Below are 23,899 nucleotides of genomic sequence, written 5' to 3'. Positions count from 1 at the left end.
ACTCGATAAAATATGACTACTATCGAAAACACTAAATTGAAAGGATTCCCATATCGCGACTATTTTTGCTTTTTAAACGGAAACAGCTGCTGTTTTAACATCCCAGTTGGTACATAGTCCCCGACTACGCCATAAGCTTCTGGCCATTCTTGTTGGCCTTTTACGGCTGTGCCAAAAACATAATCTAACAATGAAAAGTGCGCAGCATAATTACGGTCAATGGCCGCTTTATCTGAAGAGTGATGCCAATGATGAAACTGTGGCGTAACCAATAAATATTTCAACCAACCAAATTTCACCCGTACATTGGCATGGTTAAATACCGCCTGAAAACCCACGATTATCACATATAAGCTGATCACTTGTTGCGAAAAACCCAGCACGAAAATAGGCGTAAGTACTAAACTGCGCGTCACTAAAATCTCTAAAATGTGCTGGCGAGAGCCTGCAAGCCAGTCCATTTCTTTTGCACTGTGATGAATACCATGAAAACGCCATAAATAAGGCACTTCATGATAAGCGCGGTGTACAAAGTACTGCATCAAATCAGCGACTAAAATAATTAACAGCACTTGCAATATAAAAGGTAATTTACTGATGTAGCCCTGCACAGTGCTTGACACTGCCCAACCAAAACCATAATGCACAAAGTGATTAGTCACTAATAACACAAACCCAATAATCAAATGGTTAACAAAAAAGTGGTTTAGATCACCGCGCCATTCACTACGTAATATCTTTTGTTCTTTGCGGTGCGGTAACAGCTTTTCAATGAGAATAAATATTAAGGTTGAACCCAATAAATCTAATATAAACCAGTCTAGGCCTATATAGGGTGTGTTATCAGCAAAATCATTCACCTCAACATTAGGGCCGCCAAACGCAATGGCCAGCACAATAAAAAACCACGCAGTTGCACCTAAACGTTTATTTTTGTTACGTACAAAGTTAAGTAATCCCAAACTACCGGCCACGATAAGCGCACCAAACATCAGTTGACGTAAAAATTCTACACTGTAGCTCTTTCTCAGTTCCGGTGTGGTTAAATATTCTGGAAAATGAAAGGCGAGCACGCCTAAACAAGACAGCATCGCTAAAAAGCAGCCGATATAACCGCTAATATTACCTTCACCTATTTGTAGGTGGTTAGTACGGAACAGGTGAGTTTTTAGAGTATTTTTCATTAGTAATTCCTTTTATACCAATCGTGTTAAGTTACTAACCATTTATAGCGACAGATAAATACAGTGATAACAAGGCGTAAATTTTGACATGTAGTTGTTCTACATGAAAATCATAACGCAGATAGCGCTTTATTTAGCTCGCTAGCATGGTTAAATATTTAAGTCGATTGGTATTAAAACAGCTCGCAGAATACCATATCTACAGCCCAGCGCTAGACACAAAAAAGCCGCGATAGTCGCGGCTTGGTTGGATAAAGCTAAATTTTTACGTAGTACTTATTACAAGTACTGACCTAACGCTTTAACTTGGTCTAACATACGGTTTGAGAAACCCCATTCGTTATCGTACCAAGCCATCACTTTAACTAGTTTGCCATCAGCTTTCGTTTGCGTAGAATCAAAGATTGACGACGCTGGGTTATGGTTAAAGTCAATAGAAACAAGCGGTAGCTCGTTGTATTGTAAAATATCTTTCATAGAACCAACAGATGCTGCTTTCATGATTTCATTGATTTCTGTAGCAGTTGTTTCACGCTTTGTAATAAACGTAAAATCAACCAATGATACGTTGATTGTAGGTACACGAACTGACATACCATCAAGTTTACCAGCAAGCTCAGGTAACACTAAACCAACCGCTTTAGCAGCACCAGTTTTAGTTGGGATCATTGACTGCGTTGCACTTCGCGCTCGATACAGATCAGGATGATAAACGTCTGACAAGTTTTGGTCATTAGTGTAAGCATGGATTGTCGTCATGCTACCTTGCTCAATACCGACTGTATCGTTAATTGCTTTGGCAATTGGTGCTAAACAGTTAGTTGTACATGAAGCATTAGAAATAATGTTGCTATCTGCAGTGATCACATCACTGTTTACACCGTGAACAACAGTTGCATCTAAATCAGTACCAGGGGCTGAAACGATTACTTTTTTCGCGCCCGCTGTAATATGTTTTGCAGCATCTTCACGCTTAGTGAAAAAACCCGTACATTCTAAAACGATATCAACGTTTAATGCTTTCCATGGTAGGTTAGCTGGATCGCGTTCTTGGGTAAGAGTAATAACGTCGTCGCCAATCAGCATGGTGTTATCAGCAAGCGTTACTTTATGAGAAAATTGCCCATGCACTGAATCATATTGTGTTAAATGTGCATTAACATTAGCGGGTGCTAAGTCGTTAATTGCGACAATTTTAATTTCATTATTTTGTGCAGACTCATAAAGCGCGCGTAGAACATTGCGACCGATACGGCCATAGCCATTAATTGCTACATTAATCATTTCAAAACTCCACTTAAATTATTTAACTTCACTTGCTTGGCGAGCAAGCGCTTCAATGGCTTGCCAGTCTTTATTTTCAATTAGTTGTTTATCTAGCATCCAGGTACCACCAACACAAATAACATTGCTAAGTGCTAAGTAACTTGGTGCTGTTGCTAGGCTAATGCCACCGGTTGGACAAAATGTTACTTGTGGTAATGGCCCACCAATCGATTTAAGCATTGCTGTTCCACCTGCAACTTCTGCTGGAAAGAACTTTAAAAACTTAAATCCGTGACTGGCTAATTTCATCACTTCACTTGGCGTTGCGGCGCCCGGTAGAAATGGAATATCAGTGCCTTTTGCCAGTGCTAAAAGTTCATCATTTACGCCTGGGCTCACCATAAAATCAGCACCTGCGGCAACTGATGCATCAAAGCTTGCTTTATCTACCACAGTCCCGGTGCCAACATAGGCTTCTGGTACTTCGGCTTTCATTAGCTTTACAGCTTCTGCAGCAATCGGTGTACGCAGTGTAATTTCAAGTGCTTTTAGACCGCCGTTATATAGCGCTCTTGCTAGTGGCGCTGCATCTTCTAAATTATCAATTACCACCACTGGCACTACCGGTGCCGATGATAATATTTTTTCTATGCTCATAGTGTGTTCCTCATACCCAGTTTGGCGAATTATTATTCTATTCCAAAGGCGCTAGCGCCCATGTCTGCGCTACTTACGATATTTCTAAATCCGGTGAACAACTCTCGGCCCGTACCAAACGTTAAGCTAGGTACGCTAAGTTGTAATTCACGTTGTGCTAATTCTTCATCACTTACATGTACTCTTAAGATACCTGCTGGTGCATCAAGAGTAATTAAATCACCTTCCTGAATCTTAGCAATAATGCCGCCTTCAACAGCCTCTGGTGCTAAGTGGATTGCCGCTGGCACTTTACCTGATGCGCCTGACATACGACCATCAGTTACGATCGCTACTTTGTAACCTTCATCTTGCAAGGTTGCCATTACTGGCGTGAGCTTATGCAGCTCTGGCATGCCTTTGGCTTTTGGACCTTGCTCTTTCAGTACAGCAATAAAGTCTTGGTTTAGCTCACCGCGTGTATAGGCTTCTTGTAATGCACTTTGTGAAGCAAAAACTTTTGCTGGTGCTGTAACAACTTGATGTTCAACTGCAACCGCAGACACTTTGATCACGGCTTTACCTAAGTTACCAGTTAGTAACTGTAAGCCACCTTGTTTACTGAATGGGTTGTCAATTGGACGAAGCACATCTTCGTCTAATGAATTCTCTGGACACGGTACCCATTTAACTTTGCTTGGGCCTGTTGCGCTCGTCATGATCAGGTTACTGTCAGTATCTAAACGTGGTTCTTGGGTATACGCCTCGAGACCTTCGCCAACAATGGTTTTAACGTCATTGTGCAAGAACCCTGCACCAACGAGTTCTCTCATAAGGAAACCCATGCCGCCGGCTGCTTGGAAATGATTTACATCAGCAGAACCATTTGGATAAATACGTGTTAGCAGTGGCACCACTTCTGATAAATCCGACATATCTTTCCATGTCAGCTCAACGCCTGCCGCTTTGGCAATTGCCACTAAGTGAATTGCATGATTCGTAGAGCCACCCGTTGCTAACAAACCAACTAAACCATTAATAATGGTTTTTTCAGTTACAACATCCGCTAAGCAATTAGCATCTTTACTTTGAATCAATTGTTTAAGCATGGTTTCTACCGCATTACCGGTTAAACCATCACGCAATTCTGTATATGGATTGATGAACGAGCTACCAGGAAGGTGCAAGCCCATAATTTCCATCAACATTTGGTTACTGTTTGCAGTACCGTAAAACGTACAAGTACCCGCGCTGTGATAAGACGCACTCTCCGCTTCTAAAAGCTCATCACGGCTTACTAAGCCTTGAGCAAACTTTTGACGAATACGGGCTTTTTCTTTATTTGGAATGCCTGACTGCATCGGGCCTGCTGGCAAAAAGTACACCGGTAGATGACCAAATGATAAAGCACCAATTAATAGACCAGGGACAATTTTGTCACACACACCTAAGCAAAATACGCCATCAAACACATCGTGTGATAATGAAATAGCTGTCGACATCGCAATTACATCACGAGAAAAAAGTGATAACTCCATGCCATCACGGCCCTGAGTTACGCCATCACACATGGCTGGCACGCCGCCTGCAACTTGAGCTGTGGCATCGTACTTTGTAGCAATGTCTTTAATTAAATCTGGATAATCTTTGTATGGCACGTGCGCAGATAGCATATCGTTATATGAATTGATAATCGCTAAGTTTGGTTGCTCATCAGCTTTTAAACGTGCTTTATCATCACTGCTACACGCAGCCATAACATGGGCGATATTGCCACAACCTAAACCAGAACGAACTCTTGTTTGTTTTTTTGCATGATTGATGCGTTCTAAATAGGCTTGGCGAGTAGCTTTACTGCGTTCAATGACGCGTTCGGTGACTTCTTGAATACGAGGATGTAACATAAAATTCGACTCATCTCTAAGGTTAGAGGATAAAGGCTCAGTGGCAAGTGCATACTCCACGAATGAACTTGCACTGAGCATCTTTGATTTACCCGTTCAAAGGTATACGTTGGCAGGTTGTCTCTCACAATCAACCTGACACCGGTGTCACTGTATTAACGCATGACTGTGACACCGGTGTCAACCCTATCCTATAAATTTAGTTTAAATATTTTAAATGACCAAATAATGAACGAAAATAATTTTTCATAAGGGGATCTAGCTTGGTCGCTAAATTGTGTTGCTGGAGTGCTAGAAAATGTGAGGAGTTTTTACTTTAATTTATTGATTATAATATCTTTTTATAATCTAAATGATATCAATCGTAAGTACCTATGAGCGGATAAAAAACCCAGATAGCAACAACATGCAGACTACTTTGTTAAGCAAAAAAATGCCCGAGTAAGCGTCACTCAAACTCGGGCAACTGTGAAAAGCCTTTATCTAACTTGTGCGGTAGACTCGCGTGTGATTAATCGCGCTTCAAGCGTAACCTGATACGGTTGCTCTTGCGGATCACCAATATGCTCAATCAGTTTAGTAACCGCTTGTTTAGTCATTTCTTCAACCGGTTGCGCTATGGTAGTAAGACCAGGCCAAATATGACGAGCGATTGGCGCATTATCAAACCCCGCGATAGAAATATCATCGGGTACTTTAAATTGACGTTGTGTTGCCAATTTTAATACCGCCGCAGCCATGTAATCATTTGATGCAAATACCGCGGTTGGACGTGGGGTTAAGTCTAAAATGCTGCGCGCACTATCGACCCCAGAATGATAACTAAAGTTACCCTCTTCAACCAAACGTTCATTAAATTCAATGCCGTGCGTACTAAGTGCTCTGCGATAACCTTTGAAACGCTGCTCAGTGGCACTGTGATCTGGGTGGCCTTTAATAAACGCGATCGCTTTATGACCAAGCTTAATTAAGTGCTCAGTGATCTCAAATGCGCCCTGCTCATCATTACTGCGTACTGAAATTGAATCGTCTTCAAGCACTGCTGATGCAACTCGTGCATACGGAATTTTTTTACTTTTGAGAAAATCGACTAATACCTTAAAATCTGAAAATGGCGGCGTCAATACCAAGCCATCAAGACGAGAAAGATTGTAGTAAATGCTCAATATTACTGATCAACGCATCACCACGTAAATCACATGGGTGGATTAACAAGTTATAGTTGTTTTCTTGACACGCAGCAAGCGCACCGGTTTGCACCTGGGTGATATAACTTTTACTCGGGTTATCGTAAATGCAACCAATAATAAAACTACGATTTTGCGCCAAACCGCGGGCGATCGGGTTAGGAGTGTAATCTAGCTCTTTAAAAACCTTAAGAACTTTTTCACGGGTTGCATCACTAACATTAGGTTCATTATTTAAAACCCGAGACACGGTTTTTTTAGAGACCCCAGCATAACTTGCAACACTATTTATTGTAACTTTCTTCATCCAACCTTCCCAATAACACCCCTATGAGCGATGTATTATGACTGCTCATTGACGTGCAAACATGCAGCAGCACCAATAAGTGGAATATTATCTTGTGTGACTAACGTCACTGGTATTTGGCTCACATACTGCGACATGATCCCTTTAGCACCAAAACGCTCAACAAAACGACTAGCAAGTAAACGAGCTTGCATACGCGGTAAAATACCGCCACCAATATACACACCACCTAACGCACCAAATGCCAGTGCTAAATCGCCTGCGACACTGCCAATCCAATCACAAAATTGATTTAACGTAGCATCGCAAATTGCACATTCACCACTATTTGCTAATTCGCTAATTTGTGCAGCGGTTAAATTCTTAGCATCGACACCTTTTACAGCTGCCATGGCTTGATACAAATGAGCAATACCCGGCCCTGAAAATACTGTTTCGACCGATACATGTGGCAATAGCTTACGTAACTCGATGATCAGCTGAGTATCTAATTCACTCACTGACGCCAACGTTATATGCCCACCTTCACAACTCAAAACAGCACGTGATTGGCTAGTACGTACTAAACACGCCGCACCAAAACCAGTGCCCGGACCCATGACTGCAATATTTGCATCAGTATCGGCTTGTCCTGCTTTAACTGCAATGTTTTGTTGTGGATCTAAATAAGGTGCTGCATAGGCAAACGCAGCAAAATCGTTGATCACTTCCAGTTGAGCTAAATTAAACTCAGCTTTTACTTGTTCGACACTAAAGTGCCAACCTAAATTAGTTAAATGTACTTGGCCTGCTTTTATCGGTCCAGCCACGGCTAGACACGCGCGTCGAGGTTGAATATGACTAACTTGAGATAAATAATGCGTTATTGCCGCTTCCAATGAACCAAAATTGGCACTGGGGAAAATGATATTATGCTCAATAACGAATTGTTTTTCTTGTAGGTTAAAAGCAGTAATTAAAGCAAAACGGGCATTAGTGCCGCCGATGTCGGCCACTAAGATAGGATCGAATTCTGAATTTGGCTTGGAGTTCATCGTGTTTTCTCTTTTGTCTAAGCGGTTTATATACTTAGCTATAACCGTGCTTATTATTTTAATTTCAATGGTCTTGCTATCGCTATGAGATAAACTTTGAGCTATCACCTCAAAGTAGTTACTCTAGTATAAAAAATGCTGCCCAACTAAATGGGCAGCCAATACGTTTTGACAACAAAATGATAAAACACCCGCATTATGACACCGGTGTCAGGGTTGAATCAATAAAAATTTTAAATTACTGATAAATTACTGATAAATAGCTTGTAAAAATCAGCAAATAAACGAGAATGACACGAGTTATTTGCACTTTAGTTAATTGAAATAGTTAGGTTGTGTATGAAAGGTAAAGCTACATCGTTTGACATTGCACACTACGCAGGGGTATCACAATCCACTGTCTCGCGCGCCTTGCGCAACAGTCCATTGGTTAATGAAGAAACCCGCAAACGTGTTTTTGAGGTAGCCAAACAGCTTAACTACAAAGTAGATAAAAATGCGAGTAACCTTCGAACTCAACAAAGTAGTACATTGGCTTTGTTACTGTTTGAAGATCCCACAGCAGATGAATCACAAATCAATCCGTTCTTTTTAGCGATGCTGGGCAGCATAACGCGTGCTTGCGCAAAAGAAGGGTATGACTTATTGGTATCGTTTCAATCTGCAAGCTCAGATTGGCAAGCGGACTACGAAGACAGTCACCGTGCTGATGGTATTATTTTATTAGGTTATGGCGATTACATTGATTTTCAGCCTAAGTTTAATACCTTGCTTGAACAAAACACCAAATTTGTATGCTGGGGAGCAACGGTAGATAATCGTGCCGATTTAACAATTAGCTGTGATAACTATGGCGGCGGCCAACTTGCTGCTACGCATTTAATTTCCCAAAACCGCACAGACTGCGCTTTTATTGGTGATGCATCTGATCATAGCCCTGAATTTTTTGCCCGTTTTAATGGCTTTAAAGACAAGTTAAAACAACATGCTATTACCTTAAGCGAGCGAAAAATAGCGAATGCGATTTCGACCGAAGAGTCTGGTTATCATGCCACACGTTCGCTTATTGCCAACAATACTACCTTTAATGCCCTTTTCGCAGCTAGCGATCTGATTGCTATAGGTGCAATACGCGCCTTAAAAGAAGCCAATATTAACGTGCCAAAAGATGTAGCCGTGATAGGTTTTGATAATATTTCGATTGCCAGCTATGTAAACCCGCCACTCACAACCATAGAGCAAAACACCACAATTGCAGGACAAATGTTAGTTGAAAACTTACTAAAACTAATTCGTGGTGAACAAGTGCAAAGCACCCTACTAACGCCACGATTAATTGCACGAGGTTCCAGCTAACTACATATATTTTATTACATTATTTACGGTCTTTTGTCCTTATTTTTTTATAATTACACGCTAGGTAAACGTGCTATTAACAGCCAATTCACACGTTAATTTCACATTAGTTTTTTTTATCTGAAACTGAGCATTTTTAGTGTAATTTCTCACTCGTCTTTTTATTAGTTTCTCTCTACAATCGCACTTTTATTTTTGCTCTTAAAAATTCAAGTGAATATCTTATGCTATTAACTATTGTTTATATTATTGGTATTACAGCCGAAGCCATGACCGGTGCGCTGAGTGCTGGGCGCAGAAACATGGATTGGTTTGGGGTTATGTTAGTAGCCAGTGCCACTGCAATTGGTGGTGGCAGCGTACGCGATATTTTACTTGGCAATTACCCTTTAACTTGGGTAAAACATCCAGAATATTTATTGATCACCTGCGTTGCCGGTATTATTACAACTTGGCTTGCAAAATGGGTGGTTAAATTTAAAGGCATTTTTATGCGTTTAGATGCCCTTGGGCTTGCCGCATTTAGTATTATTGGCTGCCAAGTAGGGCTTAATATGGGTTTGCACTATGGTATTTGTGTAGTCGCTGCTATTGTTACCGGCCTATTTGGTGGATTATTACGTGATTTAATTTGTCGCCAAGCGCCGCTAGTATTACATCATGAGCTTTACGCCAGCGTAGCACTGATTGTAGCTTGTTTATATCTAGCACTACACCACTACAACATTGATGACAACATCAGCGTTATTACAAGCCTAGTTGTAGGGTATTTAATACGCATGGCATCGGTACGCTTCAAATGGCGCTTACCGACGTTTAGTTTATTAGAACCAGCTAATTTGAAAAATGAACAGTAAAGGCAGTCGTTTATTAACCCCTGCTCATAAGCTTTTCAATAGTCCAATTACTTTTTAGGCTATTGAAACAGCCAAAAAATATTATTTTCATACGTTAAAACTAAATAGTTTTACCGGCTGTTTTATTTTGAAAGTAATTATTGAGTAATAAAGATTGCAATAAACTTGTACCACTTGATGTTGCCCAATATAAACCAATAGCAGAGGGGAAGTTTATTAAGGTAATAACACAAATCACAGCTGGAATAATAAATAATAAGGTACTGGTTTGCTCAGCAGTTCCAGGCATCATCGCCATAGAAAAATAAGTGATCACACCCACCAACAATGAAAGTGCAATATCGGGTTTTGCTATGCTCGCAATCCACGCAAACTTACTATTAAACACGATTTGTTGAAGAGCTTGAAACGTACCAAAGCCAAATAAACCTTGACCTGCCATATTTAACACACTCTTTTTATCAATAAATTTAATGTTGTGCTTTTTATAGAGCGCCATTGTAGATTTAGCTATTGCACTGGGTTGATCTTTATATTTGTTTTTTATTTCATCAAGCTCAGGCTTTAATACAGCTATCGCCTTTTTGTTACTAACGGTTTTGGCCATCGCTAACAAGTTAATCGGCATTAAAACTAAGCGACCAATTAGTGTAAATAAAATAATAGCTAAAGCTTGGCTTAGCCCGACTTCTTGAGTAAAAAAGGCGATAGACTGCACGATAAAGTTCGTAAAAAAATTCCAAAGTTCCATTTAAACTTCCCTTTCAGTTTGATGTATTAAAAGTAAACACCTCGACATATTATGTCAAGCAGTTTATTAATGTCCATTATCGCGCTGATGGATCTTTTTTAATGATATTTACCAAATAAGGCTATTTTTTATCATGATAAAGACATTTAAACGTTTCTTACTTATGAGCTATATCGAGTTTCTAAAGCTGAGCAAATAACCTCAAGTAAGCGAAGATTGGGAGCTAGTTTAACTCTCGATCACTTATTGCTAACTAATATTTGCACAATAAATTCAAGTAAATTATTCACTGCAGGGAAGATTAACGAATTTTGTATTAAGATCGTTTTCTAGCTCAACCCAGTACTTAACTTCTATATTTAACACAGCCTTTGAAACTAATTTCTCCTTAAAAATCATGGGTATGTTGTGAATCTGCTTTTAAGTAGATGACATTTCCTTTAGTAAGCCCAGAGGCGGATAAGCAGTAGTCGTAGTAATAAATAGCAATGTTTTCTGTGATGCACAGAACAAATTCTTTAGTTATTTCACATAAAATCATGAACCTAAATGACACCATCAGTACTTGATAGCATATAGTTATTTAATAAGAGGGTGTTGCAAGCATAGGGTAAGTAAATAAGAAAAAGTGAAACACATTAACGAACCAATGGCATAAAATAGCCCACTCTAAACGCTGAGTTTTATAAAAAATGTATCCATAGCCAAACCTGCAACAGCTGCCACTAGCATGTAACTAGCTCCAGCTGAAAAGTGTGCGAGTGAAAATAAACCAGTAGTGACCACAGGCGCTAGTAATGCAAACCGAGCCGAGATTATCACTTTCGAAAGCTTAGTTTGTATTATCCCTCTAAATAACGCCTCTTCTGCAACGCAGGTAAAAAATAGATTAATTGCTATAAATAAAAACCAAAATTCGGGTACTTTAGGCGCAAACTCCATAAGGCCCAATATTAAAGCAGTGATGAGTGCAGCTAAAATCGTGATAGCAATAATCAAAAGTGGATGCCCTACCATTATTGGTTTTAGCGTTTTATTTTTTGTAAAAAAATAAGCGCTCAGCATCAAACCCGCTAATGCTTTATCGAAATTAGCATACAGGGTAAATGTAATCGCATTGCTAGTAAGCTGTTCATTAACAACAATAGGCTGGTTATTAAAACCGGAACCAATGTAAGGCTAAACCAAGTGAGGCTATTACAAATAAAGGCGTTAAGATACTGCGTATTAACGCAGAGGTTGCAGATACCGAAAAGTGCAATAAGCCTAAATAAAACACAATAACAATAACTGCGTATAAGTTTATATATTCCTGATAATAGGCAGTTATAACACTTAGCAGCAGTAAGTATTGCCAAATTGGTTAGCGTAAAATTACTATCTTACAAAATGGAAAAACGCATAAAATAGATAGCGCTAGGAAACAAAAAGCCATGAATGTGTAATCTTATGTTTTAGATTTTAAAAAGGCTTTTTACTTTAATTAACGCCTTTTACAGATCCGACCAGCAGCATGGCATTTATAAAAGTAAAAAAGTTCTATCCGCTTTTTGCATTTAATATCAATGATACAAAGCACTATAAATGGCATTAGTATCGAAATAAATAACACCATTGAAGTACCAATAGCGCTAAAAATAGGGCTACCACCAGTAACTACGTCCCATTGCTTACATCTGGAAAATTATGGCGATTTTAAATTCAGTACCAATAAGTAATAAAATATAAAAACCGCCAGATACTTGAAGATAACTATTAACGCCATAACTTATTTGTTAGGGCTGTGATTCAAGGGACTGCTTTTCTTTGAGGTAAAGATAAAGTGGAAGCCCAAACGACACACCCACAAACAACGTGCCCAGCACAGCAAAATATCGATATGTCACTTTATTTCTGCGACCATCGACAATGATAAAAACCAACAAAACAACGGCAGACACTACAACATCAAGCCAAGCAAATACGCTGATAGAATTTGTCACCGCATCATTAAACAAGAGACCAAGATCTAAGCCATTTGTAACTACCCAAGGAACAAATGCGCCATAGGGCAATAAAATGCCTAATAAAGTAAGTACTAGATAAAACCTAACCATTTCACCATCCTTGCAACTATTTTTAGTAAGCCATAATCAATCTGTAGAATAACTCGTATTTAATTTATTTTTATTGATAGTTTAACCATAGGCGAGTTCCTATTTTGATTCAATCGGTTACTTCGATTTACGTAAAATATAAAAGGTTGTCATTGCCTCATTGACAGTCTATTTTGACCATGAATTTATCTAACAAGTTAACCGTAGGTTTAGAATAATATTTATTACGGAAGATGAACCATCCACTGCACTTCCTGTTAATTAAAAGCGCATCATAGATGTTGTTGGGCTAGGGATTAGAAAGCTCAGGCTAACCGATTATCTGCTCTTTTCTGGAGCGGAGGTAAAGACTATATTTATCACTACTTTTTTGTCTGCTTTACTTATATTTGAAATATCAAACGGTTCCTATACTTAAATAGCTTTTAACGCTTCTTTTTCTAGCTATTTTTAGCCTGTAGAACACACAACTTAGAAAAATTTAGATAACCATTATCTTCAAGGTTTATATGTACCTGCACTTTTTGACCAAAACAAGTTTCGCAAACAAATAAATGTGATTCAATTATACTCTTATTCTTACTAGCCCAATTTGGAACATCAGATTTCTCGTTAAAATCCACAACCTTTCTAGTTGAGAACTTCCTCCAGGTAGTTAATGCTTCATGGTTGAAGCACAGCCTATCATGAGCAAAACAAGATATAGTTTGATTAGATGTTTCATAATTCGCTAGAGCATATATCAAGCCAATTACTTGATTTAAATTTGACCGTCACGGTATGAGGACGGCCAAAAAAACTCTAATGTCTAATGACAGTAGTTAAGATCAATATATGCTATATTTTTGTGACTAGCTCTGTTTTTACAGGAGCAATTAACTCTTTAAATTTAGGGTGTGTAATTAAATCGCGAATCAAAAGCTGAACAGCAGGTGAAAATTCTTGAGCAACTTGTTGACAGGCTTTATCTGCGACCCAATTGGTTGAAAACTCATGTCTGGTCGATATTTTCACAGCGTTATCATTGTTTGATGATGCCGTAAGTTCAAACATCCATTTCCCATTGCCTATATTGGAGTTGAAGTCTATTTCAGTAAAATGTCCATTTAAAATAATCTCCGATTGCTCTTCGTATACACCTGCAACTTTCAACTCTGAAACAAATGCACTGTGAATGTAACTTTCAAAAGACTCTTTATTAGGAGTCTCAACTGAGCCAGCTCCTCTACATGATATGCCACTTTGTCCTGGCTTTACTGATGTAAATGGCTTAACAGCAACTTGTACACCCTTATAATTTTTAAGTGTCTCTATATTTTCAAACGATGCGCCATATTTTGAGGCATGGAAAGAACAACCTGAAATATATATAGCAGTAATCCCTATAATCATTATTTTTATTGTTTTATGCATTCTACCTTCCCTTTTGTATTTAAAAAATTCAGTTTACGACCAAATTAAATAAAAAATATAACGAGCCTATAGAATTACTCGTTTTAAATTTATTTTTATTGATGTACCGACCATAGCTGAGTTCCTATTTTGATTCAATCAGTTACTGCTATTTCACGTAAAATAAAGAGGACTTAGCTATGTTTTAATTGTTTTTTGCAAGGTGTTAGAGTGACGTCTTTGAGTGGATAAGCACTTCCCTTTCTTAATGTATCGTGTTTTGCAGTGTTTCTAGAAAATAGAATAAATAAAAAGAGTAAATAAAAAGAGTAAATAAAAAGGACAGACACATATTTTGTGTCAGAAAATTTAGCACCTCTTCCGTTGTGGGTAACCGTATCATTATTTTTTTGCACACTGCACACTGCACACTGCACACTGTTAGTTACAGAACTTAGAATTCAGTGGCTTGGAAGGAGTTTTAGGCAAATAAAGGCAAAGCTAGGTCATCACTTTATTTAATATCGTGTTTTTTAAACAAACCAATAAAGATGCAACTGTTCAACCTGCGCCTTTGTACCATTTTACATCGTTGCTGGCGGCTTGCTGCTTTAACCGTTGTTTGCTGCCTGCAAAATTTGAGTACTGCTGCCTGAAACGTTGAATTGATTCAAGCCATTGCGCTTCTTCTATATTCAACGTCAGGAGCACTTTTGGTATGCTTTTGTTGATATGCCCTTTTTTCTTTGGATCTATCTGGCGGCCACTCCAGTCGACTAATTCAATGTAATCCAGTAAGGCAAAGGGGATCGTGCCTTTAATATGATTACCACCAAATTGCTTTAGCTGTGCTGGTTGACTTTCATGTTGAACAGTATCTTTTTGTTTGAGGGGTTTATTTGCTTTGACCGTGTCTGTGGTAAAGGCTTTGAAATGCGCTATACGCTCTTGAATTGAGGTAAAATCACTGTCTTCAAGCGTATCGGCTATGTTTGCTCTGATAGGATTCAAATCAACGTAGGCCATGCAACTGAGTACTGCGGTTTGATCTAATAATGCCTGTGACTTATAGCGCCCTTCCCAGTACTTGCCCGTGCAGTTATCTTCCTTATTGGCCTCGCGGGCAATGTACTCATTAAGGTTTTTCATATACCAGCTGATGTCATAAAGCCTTGCGCGCCATTTAGCGATGATCTCATCAAAAAAGAGCACACTCGCCTTATCTAGCTGCTCACCATTTAAGTAACGATCAACTAAAACATGGCCGTTATAAAGTTGATACCAGCGTTCAATTACTTCATCATCAGACCAATCAAGTGCTTGACGTCTATTGACGTTCACAACAAGGTGGTAGTGATTGCTCATTATCGCGTAGGCAGCTATCTCTATAGCGAAAACGCTACTTAGTAACTTAATTCGCTCTACTAACCACACTCTACGGTGATCAAAGTTTTTACCTGTGTATTTATCATCACCACACAAAAACGCTCGCCTAACGCATCGTGAAATTAAGTGATAATAAGATGTGGACGCTAAATCAATAAGCTTTTTCTTGCCCGAGTCATACATAGCAACTCCTGTTAAACTGTATATAAAAACAGTAGTTGATACTATGGATTTTGCAAAAAATTTGCAAAAAAATGCGCCTGTCCTATTTTTCTGCTCCTTTTCCAGATATACATCTAAAAAAACGAATACCATTACAAGCGTCACTTGGACAATGCAGCTGAATGTCAGGTGTATTCAAGATGTTACGGCAGTAACCATTAACAGACTTATGCTCAGAAAGATCTGAAATATGCGACACACGATTTGGCGGCGTGGCTTCTAGGAAATCCGAGACGTTTTCAAATTTCGGCTCTTCAGCTACATCCTGTCCTTTTTCTTCTGACATGTTCTCTATTACTCTCAGATAAGGCTAACGCATACAATAACGGGAAAAGCCGAGTGCTTGGCACGAAGTGCCAGCGAGGCTTGTTCCCAATGAGCGAAGCGAATGATGTTTATTGTTTTGTTAGTGTTCATTGTCTGATTCAACCGTTTCAAACTCAATACCACCAACACGCTTTGCAATAAAATTGTACCCGAAACACATGAGTCTATTCATTATGTAAAACATAAAACCGTATAGTAATGGTGCTAATGCAAAAATTAAAAACGGAAAATTAGGAATACTTTCACCAGTGCTTGTTTTCATTTCTGGAGCGACGAAAAAACCAATGACTCCCATTATGGAAAAAGGAATTGTGAATAGTGCGAACGCTAAAGCAATAACTTTACTAGTTTGGTGCGATGAGAAAGATTTTATCTGGACTTTCATATTTCCTCCATGAACACTAACGCTTGCCGTAAACGGCACAAAATAGCAGGCTAAAATTGGCGACGAAGGAGCACAAGCCTGCTGTTTTGTGTCCACGGTTTTACGGCCTTGTTAGCATTCAGATCACTCCGAGCTGACACTCGGTATGCCTAAATTTTTAACTAAGGTTGTAAACTGCTCGTTTGTATATGGCCCAAACACAAATTCGTTGTGCTCTGCAAACTCGTGATCTTTGGTTTTATCGATGTAATAAAAAGAACAAGTTTTATATGGGCAAGCATAAACTGATATGTATTTTTTATTAGCATTAATATTTATAGGCTCATCAATGCGACCAATATATGCACCTTTACCAATGCTATAACCTAACGTTTTAGTACCATCAATGTAGTAAACTTCGTACGGCGTCTCTTCCCAAACTGGTGAGCAACCAATCAGAGTTAATGACACCAAAACTAGAATTATTCTCAAAAACTTCCCTGAATGCTAACGCTTTGCTAAGGGGCAAATTATGGTTGGTTATAATGCGCGAAGCGCCAACCAACTGTAATTTGTCCGTTTGAGCAACTTGTTAGCTGCTTGATTTATTGACTATAACTGAAAGTTCTTTACCGCCAATATTTATAGTTGCTTCTTTACCTAGCTCCACAACTAGAGAAGGTGCTATATGCTCTCCACCTAACTCTAATTCGGTTGCCAAATTTACCGTTGAATCATCGACTGGTGTCAATGTAAGAGAAAAACTATATAAATCATCAATTGAAATCGATGCTTCCTTGTTTGGGTTAACAACTAAAGTTGGTGAACCAATCAGTTTTTTATTATCATAAAATTTTGCGTTTACTGTAAAGTTATCATTTGCTTGAGCAATTGTAATAAAGCCAAATAAAGCAACTAATCCGATTAATTTTTTCATTATTATCTCCGTATATTGAATGATACTGCTTAAAGCAGCTAACAGCTTATTGAACACCCAGGGCAAGATCACGAACTTTACCTTGACTTAAAAGTATGATCTTATACTCCTTTTTAAGGAGCCCCCATGCCTGATATTCAACTATTTAAATATTTCGAATCAATTGACGACCCTCGCCAGCAGGGTAAAGTTGTCCATAAACTTTTTGATATCATATTCTTAGCTGTCAGCGCTGTCATATCTGGGTGCCAAGGCTGGGAAGATATTGAAGATTTTGGCCATGATAGATTAGATTGGCTCAGGAAGTACGTTCCTCTTGAGCAAGGTATCCCTCGCCATGACACAATCGCTCGTGTGATGAGTCGCATTGATATGACGCAGTTTCAAGATTCTTTTTCTTCTTGGATGAAAGACTGCTCTAAATTAACTCATGGCGATGTAGTTGCGATTGATGGTAAGCGATTGAAAGGTTCATTTAATCAGTCAGATAGGCGCGATGCACTTTATATGGTCAGTGCATTTGCGTGCGAAAATGGTGTTGTTTTGGCGCAATGCCCTGTTGATAAAAAGTCGAATGAAATAACAGCGTTACCAGAGCTTCTTGAATTACTGGAGATAAAAGGCTGCTTAGTCACGATTGACGCGATGGGGTGTCAAAAATCAATTGCAGAGACAATAGTGGATAAACAAGCCGATTACCTACTTGCAGTAAAAGCGAACCATAAAGGACTACTGTCACAAATAGAGAATGCTTTATTACCTGAGGTCACACGACAAGCGTCCGAAGGAGTTTTGTTTAATGAAGCCGATTATCATAAAAACAGAGAAGAATTCAGGTGTTGTGCTGTTAGTCATAACGTAAGTGATTTATCAGAAACGAGCAATTGGAAAGATGCTAAAACAGTGGGAGTTATTGTTTCTTATAGGAAAGAAAAAAACAAAGTAAGCAATGAGTTATGCTATAGATACTACATCAGTTCAGCATATTTATCGGCGGAAGAACTCGCAAGATCCGCACGGCAACATTGGCAAATAGAGAATGGATTACATTGGCGTTTAGATGTCGGATTTAAAGAAGATGATTGCCGAATTAGGCGTGAAGGTGCAGCACCTGTATTTGCGGGGCTGAGACACATCGCATTTAATCAGCTAAAAGCAGAAACAAGCTTTAATAAAGGCATGCCCGCAAAACAGAAAAAAGCTATGCGCAGTACAGATTACCTTGAAAAGATATTGAAATCATAGATTTTTTTCATGCTCTTGCCCTGATTGAACACCACTTTGGGGGATTATAACACCCCAAAACGGCGTATATTACATAGCTCAATAATTCCACTAAATAACTCAATTGTAAACATGTAATTACGTGCTATATAAAATAACTCTTGTGCAATTACACCAAAACGACTTTTAATAATGTTATTGGACAAAACACTAACAACTGTCTATACATACAGTACCTTTTTATTGGAAATTGAATATTATTTATGAAATCTCTTTTTCTAAACATGATTCAAGAGCATATGTATAGCAAGCGTTATGCTAAGAGCACCATTGAGGCTTATCTTTTTTGGATAGCTGCCTATATTCGCTTTAATAATATGCAACATCCAAGTTGTATGGGGGATACGGAAGTCGAATTATATTTAAACCATTTAGTAAACACCCAAAATGTTGCTCAAGGCACACAAGCTCAGGCGTTGAATGCGCTTAGCTTTCTATATAAAGAAATAATTAAGAACCCTCTGTCGTTATCATTAAATTTTGTAAAAAGTGAGCGTCCGAGAAAATTACCCGTTGTGCTTACGCAAACTGAAGTAACCGCACTATTTAAACACTGTATTACAAAGCACTATTTAGCTTGTGCGCTACTTTATGGCAGCGGTATGCGGCTAATGGAAGCACTACGTTTACGGGTACAAGATATTGACTTTGATTATAGCTGTGTTCGAATTTGGGATGGAAAAGGAGGCAAAAACCTAGTTGTAACACTGGCAATAGAGCTTGTTCCACAGTTGCAAACGCAAATACAATTAGTTGATAGTTACCTACAACTGGATCTTAACAACCCTTTATATAGTGGCGTTTATATGCCCCACTTATTACGTAAAAAATACCCAAATCATAACAAGCAGCTGGGATGGCAATATTTATTTCCATCTTATAAGCTCAGTGTTGATCCTGAAAGTAAACTGTTGAGAAGGCATCATATAGATGAAAAGCAAGTACAGCGTGCGGTTAAAAAAGCAGCTAAGGATGCCAACATTAATAAACACGTTACCCCACATACTTTACGCCATTCTTTCGCTACGCACTTACTCCAAAGTGGCGCTGATATTCGAACGGTTCAGGTACAATTAGGTCACACTGATGTGAGAACAACCCAAATTTACACGCATGTTTTGCAGCAAGGCGCCAATGGCGTAATTAGCCCATTTTCACGAATTGGGGCTAACATATGTTAGCCCCAACGGATAAATTTTATTTAAAGTGTGTTATTCAATAACAACAAACCATAAGCTGCGAGTTGCTCGTCATTGAGATCGTGTTGCCAGCTAGGCGTTAACCCCTGACGTTTTATACCGCTGATGCTTTGCGGGTTAGCGGTTAAATTAAGTATAAACATCGATTTACTGCCGTTTAACTCGCGGGTTATTTCAACTAGGCCGTTATCGTATTGAGTTAACGCATAACTGCCTTTTATACCCAGCTCTGGGCGCTGTTTTTTCTGCGAAATTAAGTGCTGATATAAACGCCAAAGTGAATCAGAGTCTGCTTGCTGTACTTTAACATTGCGATCGCCTGCGCTAAGCTGCTCGGCTAAAAATTCAGGCCACCAGCTGGTAAAGTCTTTACCAAATAATTCACTTTGTTCAACCCAGCTCGTTTTAGCTTTGGTAAAACCGGCTTGATTGCTGTTGTCCCATTGCATAGGCGCACGTTTATAAACATCATGGCCTGTGCCACCTTGTGTTAAGCCAATTTCTTCGCCGTAATAAATATACGGTGTACCAGGGGAGCTAAATAACATCGCAGCGGCAAGTTTTGCTTTATCGTCGTGCTCTGCAAGTTGATAAGCGATACGTTCTTGGTCGTGATTAGTTAAAAACGGCGCAAAAAAATCAAGCGGTGCGGCTGAGTCAATACGTTGCTGTAAATTTTGTTTGAGCACATTGGCATCAACTGCGTTGATTTGTTGGTTAGATTGCATGGTGCCAAATTGCGCTTCGCCACTGGCATCTGGTTTTAACAAACCCAGTATTTTATAGCCCACTTCAAAATCAAAGCCCTGATCAAGCCCCTTCCCTGCACCATAATACTTGGCTGCCACAGGAATATCGGCCCAGGCTTCACCTACTAAATACGCCTCAGGGTTCACACTTTTTACATACTGATTAAAGTGCTGCCAGTAAGCTATGGTTTCGTCTGTGTCGGCCTGTGCATTGCCGCCGCTTTCCATGGCAAAGCGCACAGCGTCTAACCTAAAGCCAGCAACACCTTTATCAAGCCAAAACTTGGCCATTTTTTCCATTTCAGCAATAACATCAGGGTGGCGTAAATTTAAATCAGGTTGGCTTGCACCAAACGCACCGTAGTAATACTGCTGGCGGGTTTCATTCCAATGCCATACGGCATTGGCCTGGTCGTTATCACTCCATGCGTGGCCCCAACCGCTACCGGCTTTTGGCATATCGTCGCGCCAAATAAAGTAATCAGCAAAAGGGGCTTGTTGTTTTGCTGAACGCTGAAACCATTCATGGTTACTTGATATATGGTTTATAACTAAATCAAGTATGACTTTCATGCCTTTGTCGTCAGCAGCTTTTATAAAGGCTTCAAACTCTGCCATGCTGCCGTAGTCTTTTTCTACTTGGTAAAATTCAGTAAAATCATAACCATGATACGACGGTGCTTCAAACATCGGGGTTAACCACAATGCGTTAACGCCGAGCTCTTGTAGATACGGGAGCTTTTGGGTCATACCATTAAAATCACCATGGCCATCAGCATCGCTGTCGTAAAAACTGCGGGGCCAAATTTGGTAAAAAATGGCGCTTTCCCACCACGGGCTTGCTTGTTGTTTAGTATTTAATTGCGATGTTTCGGTGTTATTCGTGTTGTTATTTAATGATGGTGCGCTTTGGCAGCCTGTTAGCATGATTGCTAATGCTAATGCGCTCAAGGTAAATGTTTTCATTTCAGCCTCGTTATTATTGTAATAAATAACATAGCCGTATTTTACTACGGCTATGTTAATTAACCTGAACTGCGGATAGTTTGTGGTTATTTTAGTGCTTTAGTTACCACCGGATAATGATCCCATACTTGCTTGTCACTTAGTGAGCGCACTAGCTTCACGTATTCAGCATGCGTCCACGCCAGTGGTGTGGCTGAGTTAGTGCCCTCGCCTAACGTGTATCCTGCTTTATTTACGCCTACGCCATCCCATACTTGTTCTGGTAGCATCATGCCTTCGTTAGCAAAATGCTCTAGCCCTTTTACATAGCTATTTTTAATAGCCTGCTGTTTAGTTGAATCCAACGTATTATTGGCATTTGCGGCGGCAATTTCATAATGGCCCCGTTCACCGGTAAAAAATGGCCAAACTCGCCCACGTTGCCCTGGGCTGTTTTTTCCGCCTTGCGCATAATTAGCGCCGGTTACTTCATCTTCACCGTATCCGTCGTTACCATAACGGCGGTAGCCTGCAAATGTGCCGCTGCCATCAGTAAACTCAAAGCTGTATTTAACTTGTAGGTTATCGATGAGCGTTTCATCGTCGTACTCAGGTAAGGTTTTAACTATGCTGGGCGCTAGCGCATCACGTACGCCATAGCGAACTAACTCTAAAAAGCCACCATCAAGTATTTGCTTTTTATTAAACCCGTCACGGCCATTATTAGCGTTAATTTTGGTATTTGAGTTGGCGTTTTTATCTTGGCCAATGCGAATAAAATACTCGCCGTCTGAAGCGTTTGATTCTAAATTACCTGCGGTGGTAAACATCATACTTTCTATATCGGCGTTGTAACTTTTTGCTGTCGCAAGGTAGCGTTTAGCATTCACCTCATCTCCTGCCATTTTTGCAATATCAGCAGCGGTAATTAAACCGGCAACAACAGCAGCGGTGGTTGATGGTGAATACCCTGCTTGCTCTTCCCAACGCTCTTGTTGAGTCGCAGGTGGGGTTATTTGCATGTCGTTCCATAGGATTTTAGCGCGCCCACCGCCTACCAAAAAGTCAGCGGCCGGTTTTAACATGCGGGTATACCAATCAGTTAGCTCAGCATCACTTAATACATCAGCCTGATGAAGCTTCCACGCTAGCATAATAGGCATAGCGGTTTGGTCTAGCTGTACGCCTACCCATTCAAGTTCGCCATCTACGTGTGTTTTTTGTAAAAACCACCCTGTGTCGCCGTTGTTGCCCGGGTTTTGCTGTTTACTTGTACTTTTTCAAGGTATTCAAATGCGGTTTTGGCTGTTGCAGTATCGCCCATGGCCATAAATGCCATGGCAACTTGATAAAAGTCGCGTACCCATACCGCTTTGTAACCAGTAGAGCCGGTTTTAGCAGATACGGTTTCGCCCCATGGGTTAGATAAAGACGCAATAAGCGCCCCTGCATGGGTTTTGTCTTCTTGGGCTTTTAACACCATAGCACTGGTATAAAGTAACTTGCCGTTATCAGCGGTTTGCTCGCTCATGCTAGTCAGTGGTGCAAGGCTTTGCAGGTAGTCTTGCCAACCAAGGGCTTCGCCTTTACCGTTGTAATTATCAAGCACAGCTTGGTAACCTTTGGCTAGCGTAGCTTGGCCTTGTTTAAAGCTTGCTTGCTGGTTGTTGCCAAAACTTAGGCTTAAATCGAATTGACTGTTTTTACCAATTTCACCTAGCTCTGCTAATAAACTAACATTCCCCGATTGTTCACCGGTAGTTTTATAAACGCGGGTAAGCTGCTGAGTTGTTTTAAGCTGGCTTAAACCATCACTCACGCCCGTAAAACCGACACTTGTTTGTTTAAATGGCTGTGCACCTTGCAATGACAAGTAATTATCGCCCTGCCACGCTACCAATCCTTGCTCGGTGGTTTTTGCAAAGTCATCTAAGCCGTTGTTGTTTATATACGGGTTAACCGTTACATAAGCTTTTACACCGTCGAGCTGGGTATTAAAAATACTGCGTACAAATAAGCTTTGCCCGTCTGGATCGGTAAATATATGTTTTTCTAGGCTAAAGCGACCTTGTTTGTCTTTGCTTACTACTTTGTATGCTAATGATAACGGGCGGCCTTTATCGTCTTTGTATAAGTAGTCAATAGTAACGTCTAAATCATCAGCTTCGGTGACTGTAAAATCTTTTCCTACTACAACAAATTGCATGTCTTTAATTTGCGCTTGATGAATAAGCCCAAACATGGTTTCGGTGATCATCCCTTTAGCAATCGAAAACCATACTTTTGACACTTTAGCTGTTGGCGCGTCGTCACTGTAATGGCCATTTTGGTATTGCTCAAAAGACGTGCCTATCCCGGTTTTACCTGCGTATGCCCAAAATGGGGCTTCGCCTGGTGCGCCTGGCGCATTCACTGATGTTTGCGCTTCTGTGCTGGTTTGCGTATTTTGCACGCCACAACCGACAAGGCCTGCGGCCAATATTGTCGCGGTAATTAGGTTATATTTTTTCATTTTA

At 39.8% G+C, this 23,899-nt stretch carries 19 protein-coding genes and 2 pseudogenes; 4 read left to right on the top strand and 17 right to left on the bottom strand.

All coding sequences use genetic code 11. The features are described 5' to 3' along the window. Positions 1-59: 59 nt before the first annotated feature. The 6 genes and pseudogenes from P4S61_RS16225 to glk all read right to left on the bottom strand — a co-directional run bounded on the left by P4S61_RS16225 (position 60) and on the right by glk (position 7,518). Positions 60-1,184, bottom strand: coding sequence for a sterol desaturase family protein (locus tag P4S61_RS16225; protein WP_145233475.1), 1,125 nt, complete (start codon positions 1,182-1,184; stop codon positions 60-62). Between the two features lie 279 nt (positions 1,185-1,463). Beyond that, positions 1,464-2,468 carry a type I glyceraldehyde-3-phosphate dehydrogenase gene (gene gap / locus P4S61_RS16220; RefSeq protein ID WP_145233472.1) on the bottom strand — a complete coding sequence of 335 codons (1,005 nt, stop codon included), beginning with the start codon at positions 2,466-2,468 and terminating at the stop codon, positions 1,464-1,466. Between the two features lie 18 nt (positions 2,469-2,486). Beyond that, positions 2,487-3,107 (bottom strand): bifunctional 4-hydroxy-2-oxoglutarate aldolase/2-dehydro-3-deoxy-phosphogluconate aldolase, encoded by a 621-nt coding sequence (gene eda, locus P4S61_RS16215; protein ID WP_337118652.1) that lies wholly within the window; start codon positions 3,105-3,107, stop codon positions 2,487-2,489. 32 nt (positions 3,108-3,139) lie between these two features. After that, entirely contained in the window at positions 3,140-4,990 is a 1,851-nt protein-coding gene (gene edd, locus P4S61_RS16210; RefSeq protein ID WP_182757652.1) for a phosphogluconate dehydratase, read from the bottom strand. Positions 4,991-5,469: 479 nt separating this feature from the next. Further along, a pseudogene (locus tag P4S61_RS16205) lies at positions 5,470-6,484 on the bottom strand (LacI family DNA-binding transcriptional regulator). A gap of 35 nt (positions 6,485-6,519) precedes the next feature. After that, on the bottom strand, positions 6,520-7,518 hold the full coding sequence (glk, locus tag P4S61_RS16200; RefSeq protein ID WP_145233464.1) for a glucokinase: 999 nt from the start codon (positions 7,516-7,518) through the stop codon (positions 6,520-6,522). Positions 7,519-7,857: 339 nt separating this feature from the next. Here glk and P4S61_RS16195 point away from each other — a divergent pair, with 339 nt between their 5' ends. Further along, positions 7,858-8,874, top strand: coding sequence for a LacI family DNA-binding transcriptional regulator (locus P4S61_RS16195; protein ID WP_182819416.1), 1,017 nt, complete (start codon positions 7,858-7,860; stop codon positions 8,872-8,874). 224 nt (positions 8,875-9,098) lie between these two features. After that, positions 9,099-9,731 (top strand): trimeric intracellular cation channel family protein, encoded by a 633-nt coding sequence (locus P4S61_RS16190; RefSeq protein ID WP_337118651.1) that lies wholly within the window; start codon positions 9,099-9,101, stop codon positions 9,729-9,731. A gap of 100 nt (positions 9,732-9,831) precedes the next feature. On the opposite strand, the gene P4S61_RS16185 is transcribed toward P4S61_RS16190, so the two are convergent. The 9 genes from P4S61_RS16185 to P4S61_RS16145 all read right to left on the bottom strand — a co-directional run bounded on the left by P4S61_RS16185 (position 9,832) and on the right by P4S61_RS16145 (position 17,206). After that, positions 9,832-10,482 (bottom strand): YidC/Oxa1 family membrane protein insertase, encoded by a 651-nt coding sequence (locus P4S61_RS16185; protein ID WP_182735209.1) that lies wholly within the window; start codon positions 10,480-10,482, stop codon positions 9,832-9,834. Between the two features lie 669 nt (positions 10,483-11,151). After that, positions 11,152-11,424 carry a CPBP family intramembrane glutamic endopeptidase gene (locus P4S61_RS16180; protein WP_337118924.1) on the bottom strand — a complete coding sequence of 91 codons (273 nt, stop codon included), beginning with the start codon at positions 11,422-11,424 and terminating at the stop codon, positions 11,152-11,154. Positions 11,425-12,257: 833 nt separating this feature from the next. Further along, positions 12,258-12,578, bottom strand: coding sequence for a DUF2834 domain-containing protein (locus P4S61_RS16175; protein ID WP_145233452.1), 321 nt, complete (start codon positions 12,576-12,578; stop codon positions 12,258-12,260). A gap of 837 nt (positions 12,579-13,415) precedes the next feature. Beyond that, the gene (locus P4S61_RS16170) at positions 13,416-13,991 is read right to left on the bottom strand and encodes a hypothetical protein (RefSeq protein ID WP_182735207.1); all 576 of its coding nucleotides are present in this window, start codon (positions 13,989-13,991) and stop codon (positions 13,416-13,418) included. Positions 13,992-14,531: 540 nt separating this feature from the next. Further along, positions 14,532-15,452: a transposase gene (locus P4S61_RS16165; RefSeq protein WP_145234071.1), complete on the bottom strand. Its 921-nt coding sequence runs from the start codon at positions 15,450-15,452 to the stop codon at positions 14,532-14,534. A gap of 169 nt (positions 15,453-15,621) precedes the next feature. Further along, entirely contained in the window at positions 15,622-15,864 is a 243-nt protein-coding gene (locus P4S61_RS16160; RefSeq protein ID WP_337118649.1) for a hypothetical protein, read from the bottom strand. Positions 15,865-15,984: 120 nt separating this feature from the next. After that, positions 15,985-16,386, bottom strand: coding sequence for a hypothetical protein (locus P4S61_RS16155; protein ID WP_337118648.1), 402 nt, complete (start codon positions 16,384-16,386; stop codon positions 15,985-15,987). 27 nt (positions 16,387-16,413) lie between these two features. Continuing rightward, entirely contained in the window at positions 16,414-16,761 is a 348-nt protein-coding gene (locus P4S61_RS16150) for a hypothetical protein (RefSeq protein WP_337118647.1), read from the bottom strand. Positions 16,762-16,861: 100 nt separating this feature from the next. Beyond that, on the bottom strand, positions 16,862-17,206 hold the full coding sequence (locus P4S61_RS16145; protein ID WP_337118646.1) for a hypothetical protein: 345 nt from the start codon (positions 17,204-17,206) through the stop codon (positions 16,862-16,864). A 126-nt stretch (positions 17,207-17,332) separates the two neighbouring features. Here P4S61_RS16145 and P4S61_RS16140 point away from each other — a divergent pair, with 126 nt between their 5' ends. Beyond that, positions 17,333-18,451: an ISAs1 family transposase gene (locus P4S61_RS16140; protein ID WP_337117620.1), complete on the top strand. Its 1,119-nt coding sequence runs from the start codon at positions 17,333-17,335 to the stop codon at positions 18,449-18,451. 242 nt (positions 18,452-18,693) lie between these two features. Further along, on the top strand, positions 18,694-19,671 hold the full coding sequence (locus P4S61_RS16135) for an integron integrase (protein WP_337118645.1): 978 nt from the start codon (positions 18,694-18,696) through the stop codon (positions 19,669-19,671). Between the two features lie 20 nt (positions 19,672-19,691). Here the strand turns inward: P4S61_RS16135 and P4S61_RS16130 are convergent, their stop codons facing one another. After that, positions 19,692-21,404, bottom strand: coding sequence for an alpha-amylase family glycosyl hydrolase (locus tag P4S61_RS16130; protein ID WP_337118644.1), 1,713 nt, complete (start codon positions 21,402-21,404; stop codon positions 19,692-19,694). Between the two features lie 86 nt (positions 21,405-21,490). Beyond that, positions 21,491-23,895: pseudogene (locus tag P4S61_RS16125) on the bottom strand (glycoside hydrolase family 15 protein). Positions 23,896-23,899: the final 4 nt, after the last annotated feature.

This window comes from Pseudoalteromonas sp. B160 (assembly GCF_037162485.1).
Lineage (GTDB): Bacteria > Pseudomonadota > Gammaproteobacteria > Enterobacterales > Alteromonadaceae > Pseudoalteromonas > Pseudoalteromonas rhizosphaerae.
The sequence above is the reverse complement of the archived record's forward strand: the minus strand, read 5'-3'. Positions and strand labels throughout refer to the sequence as shown.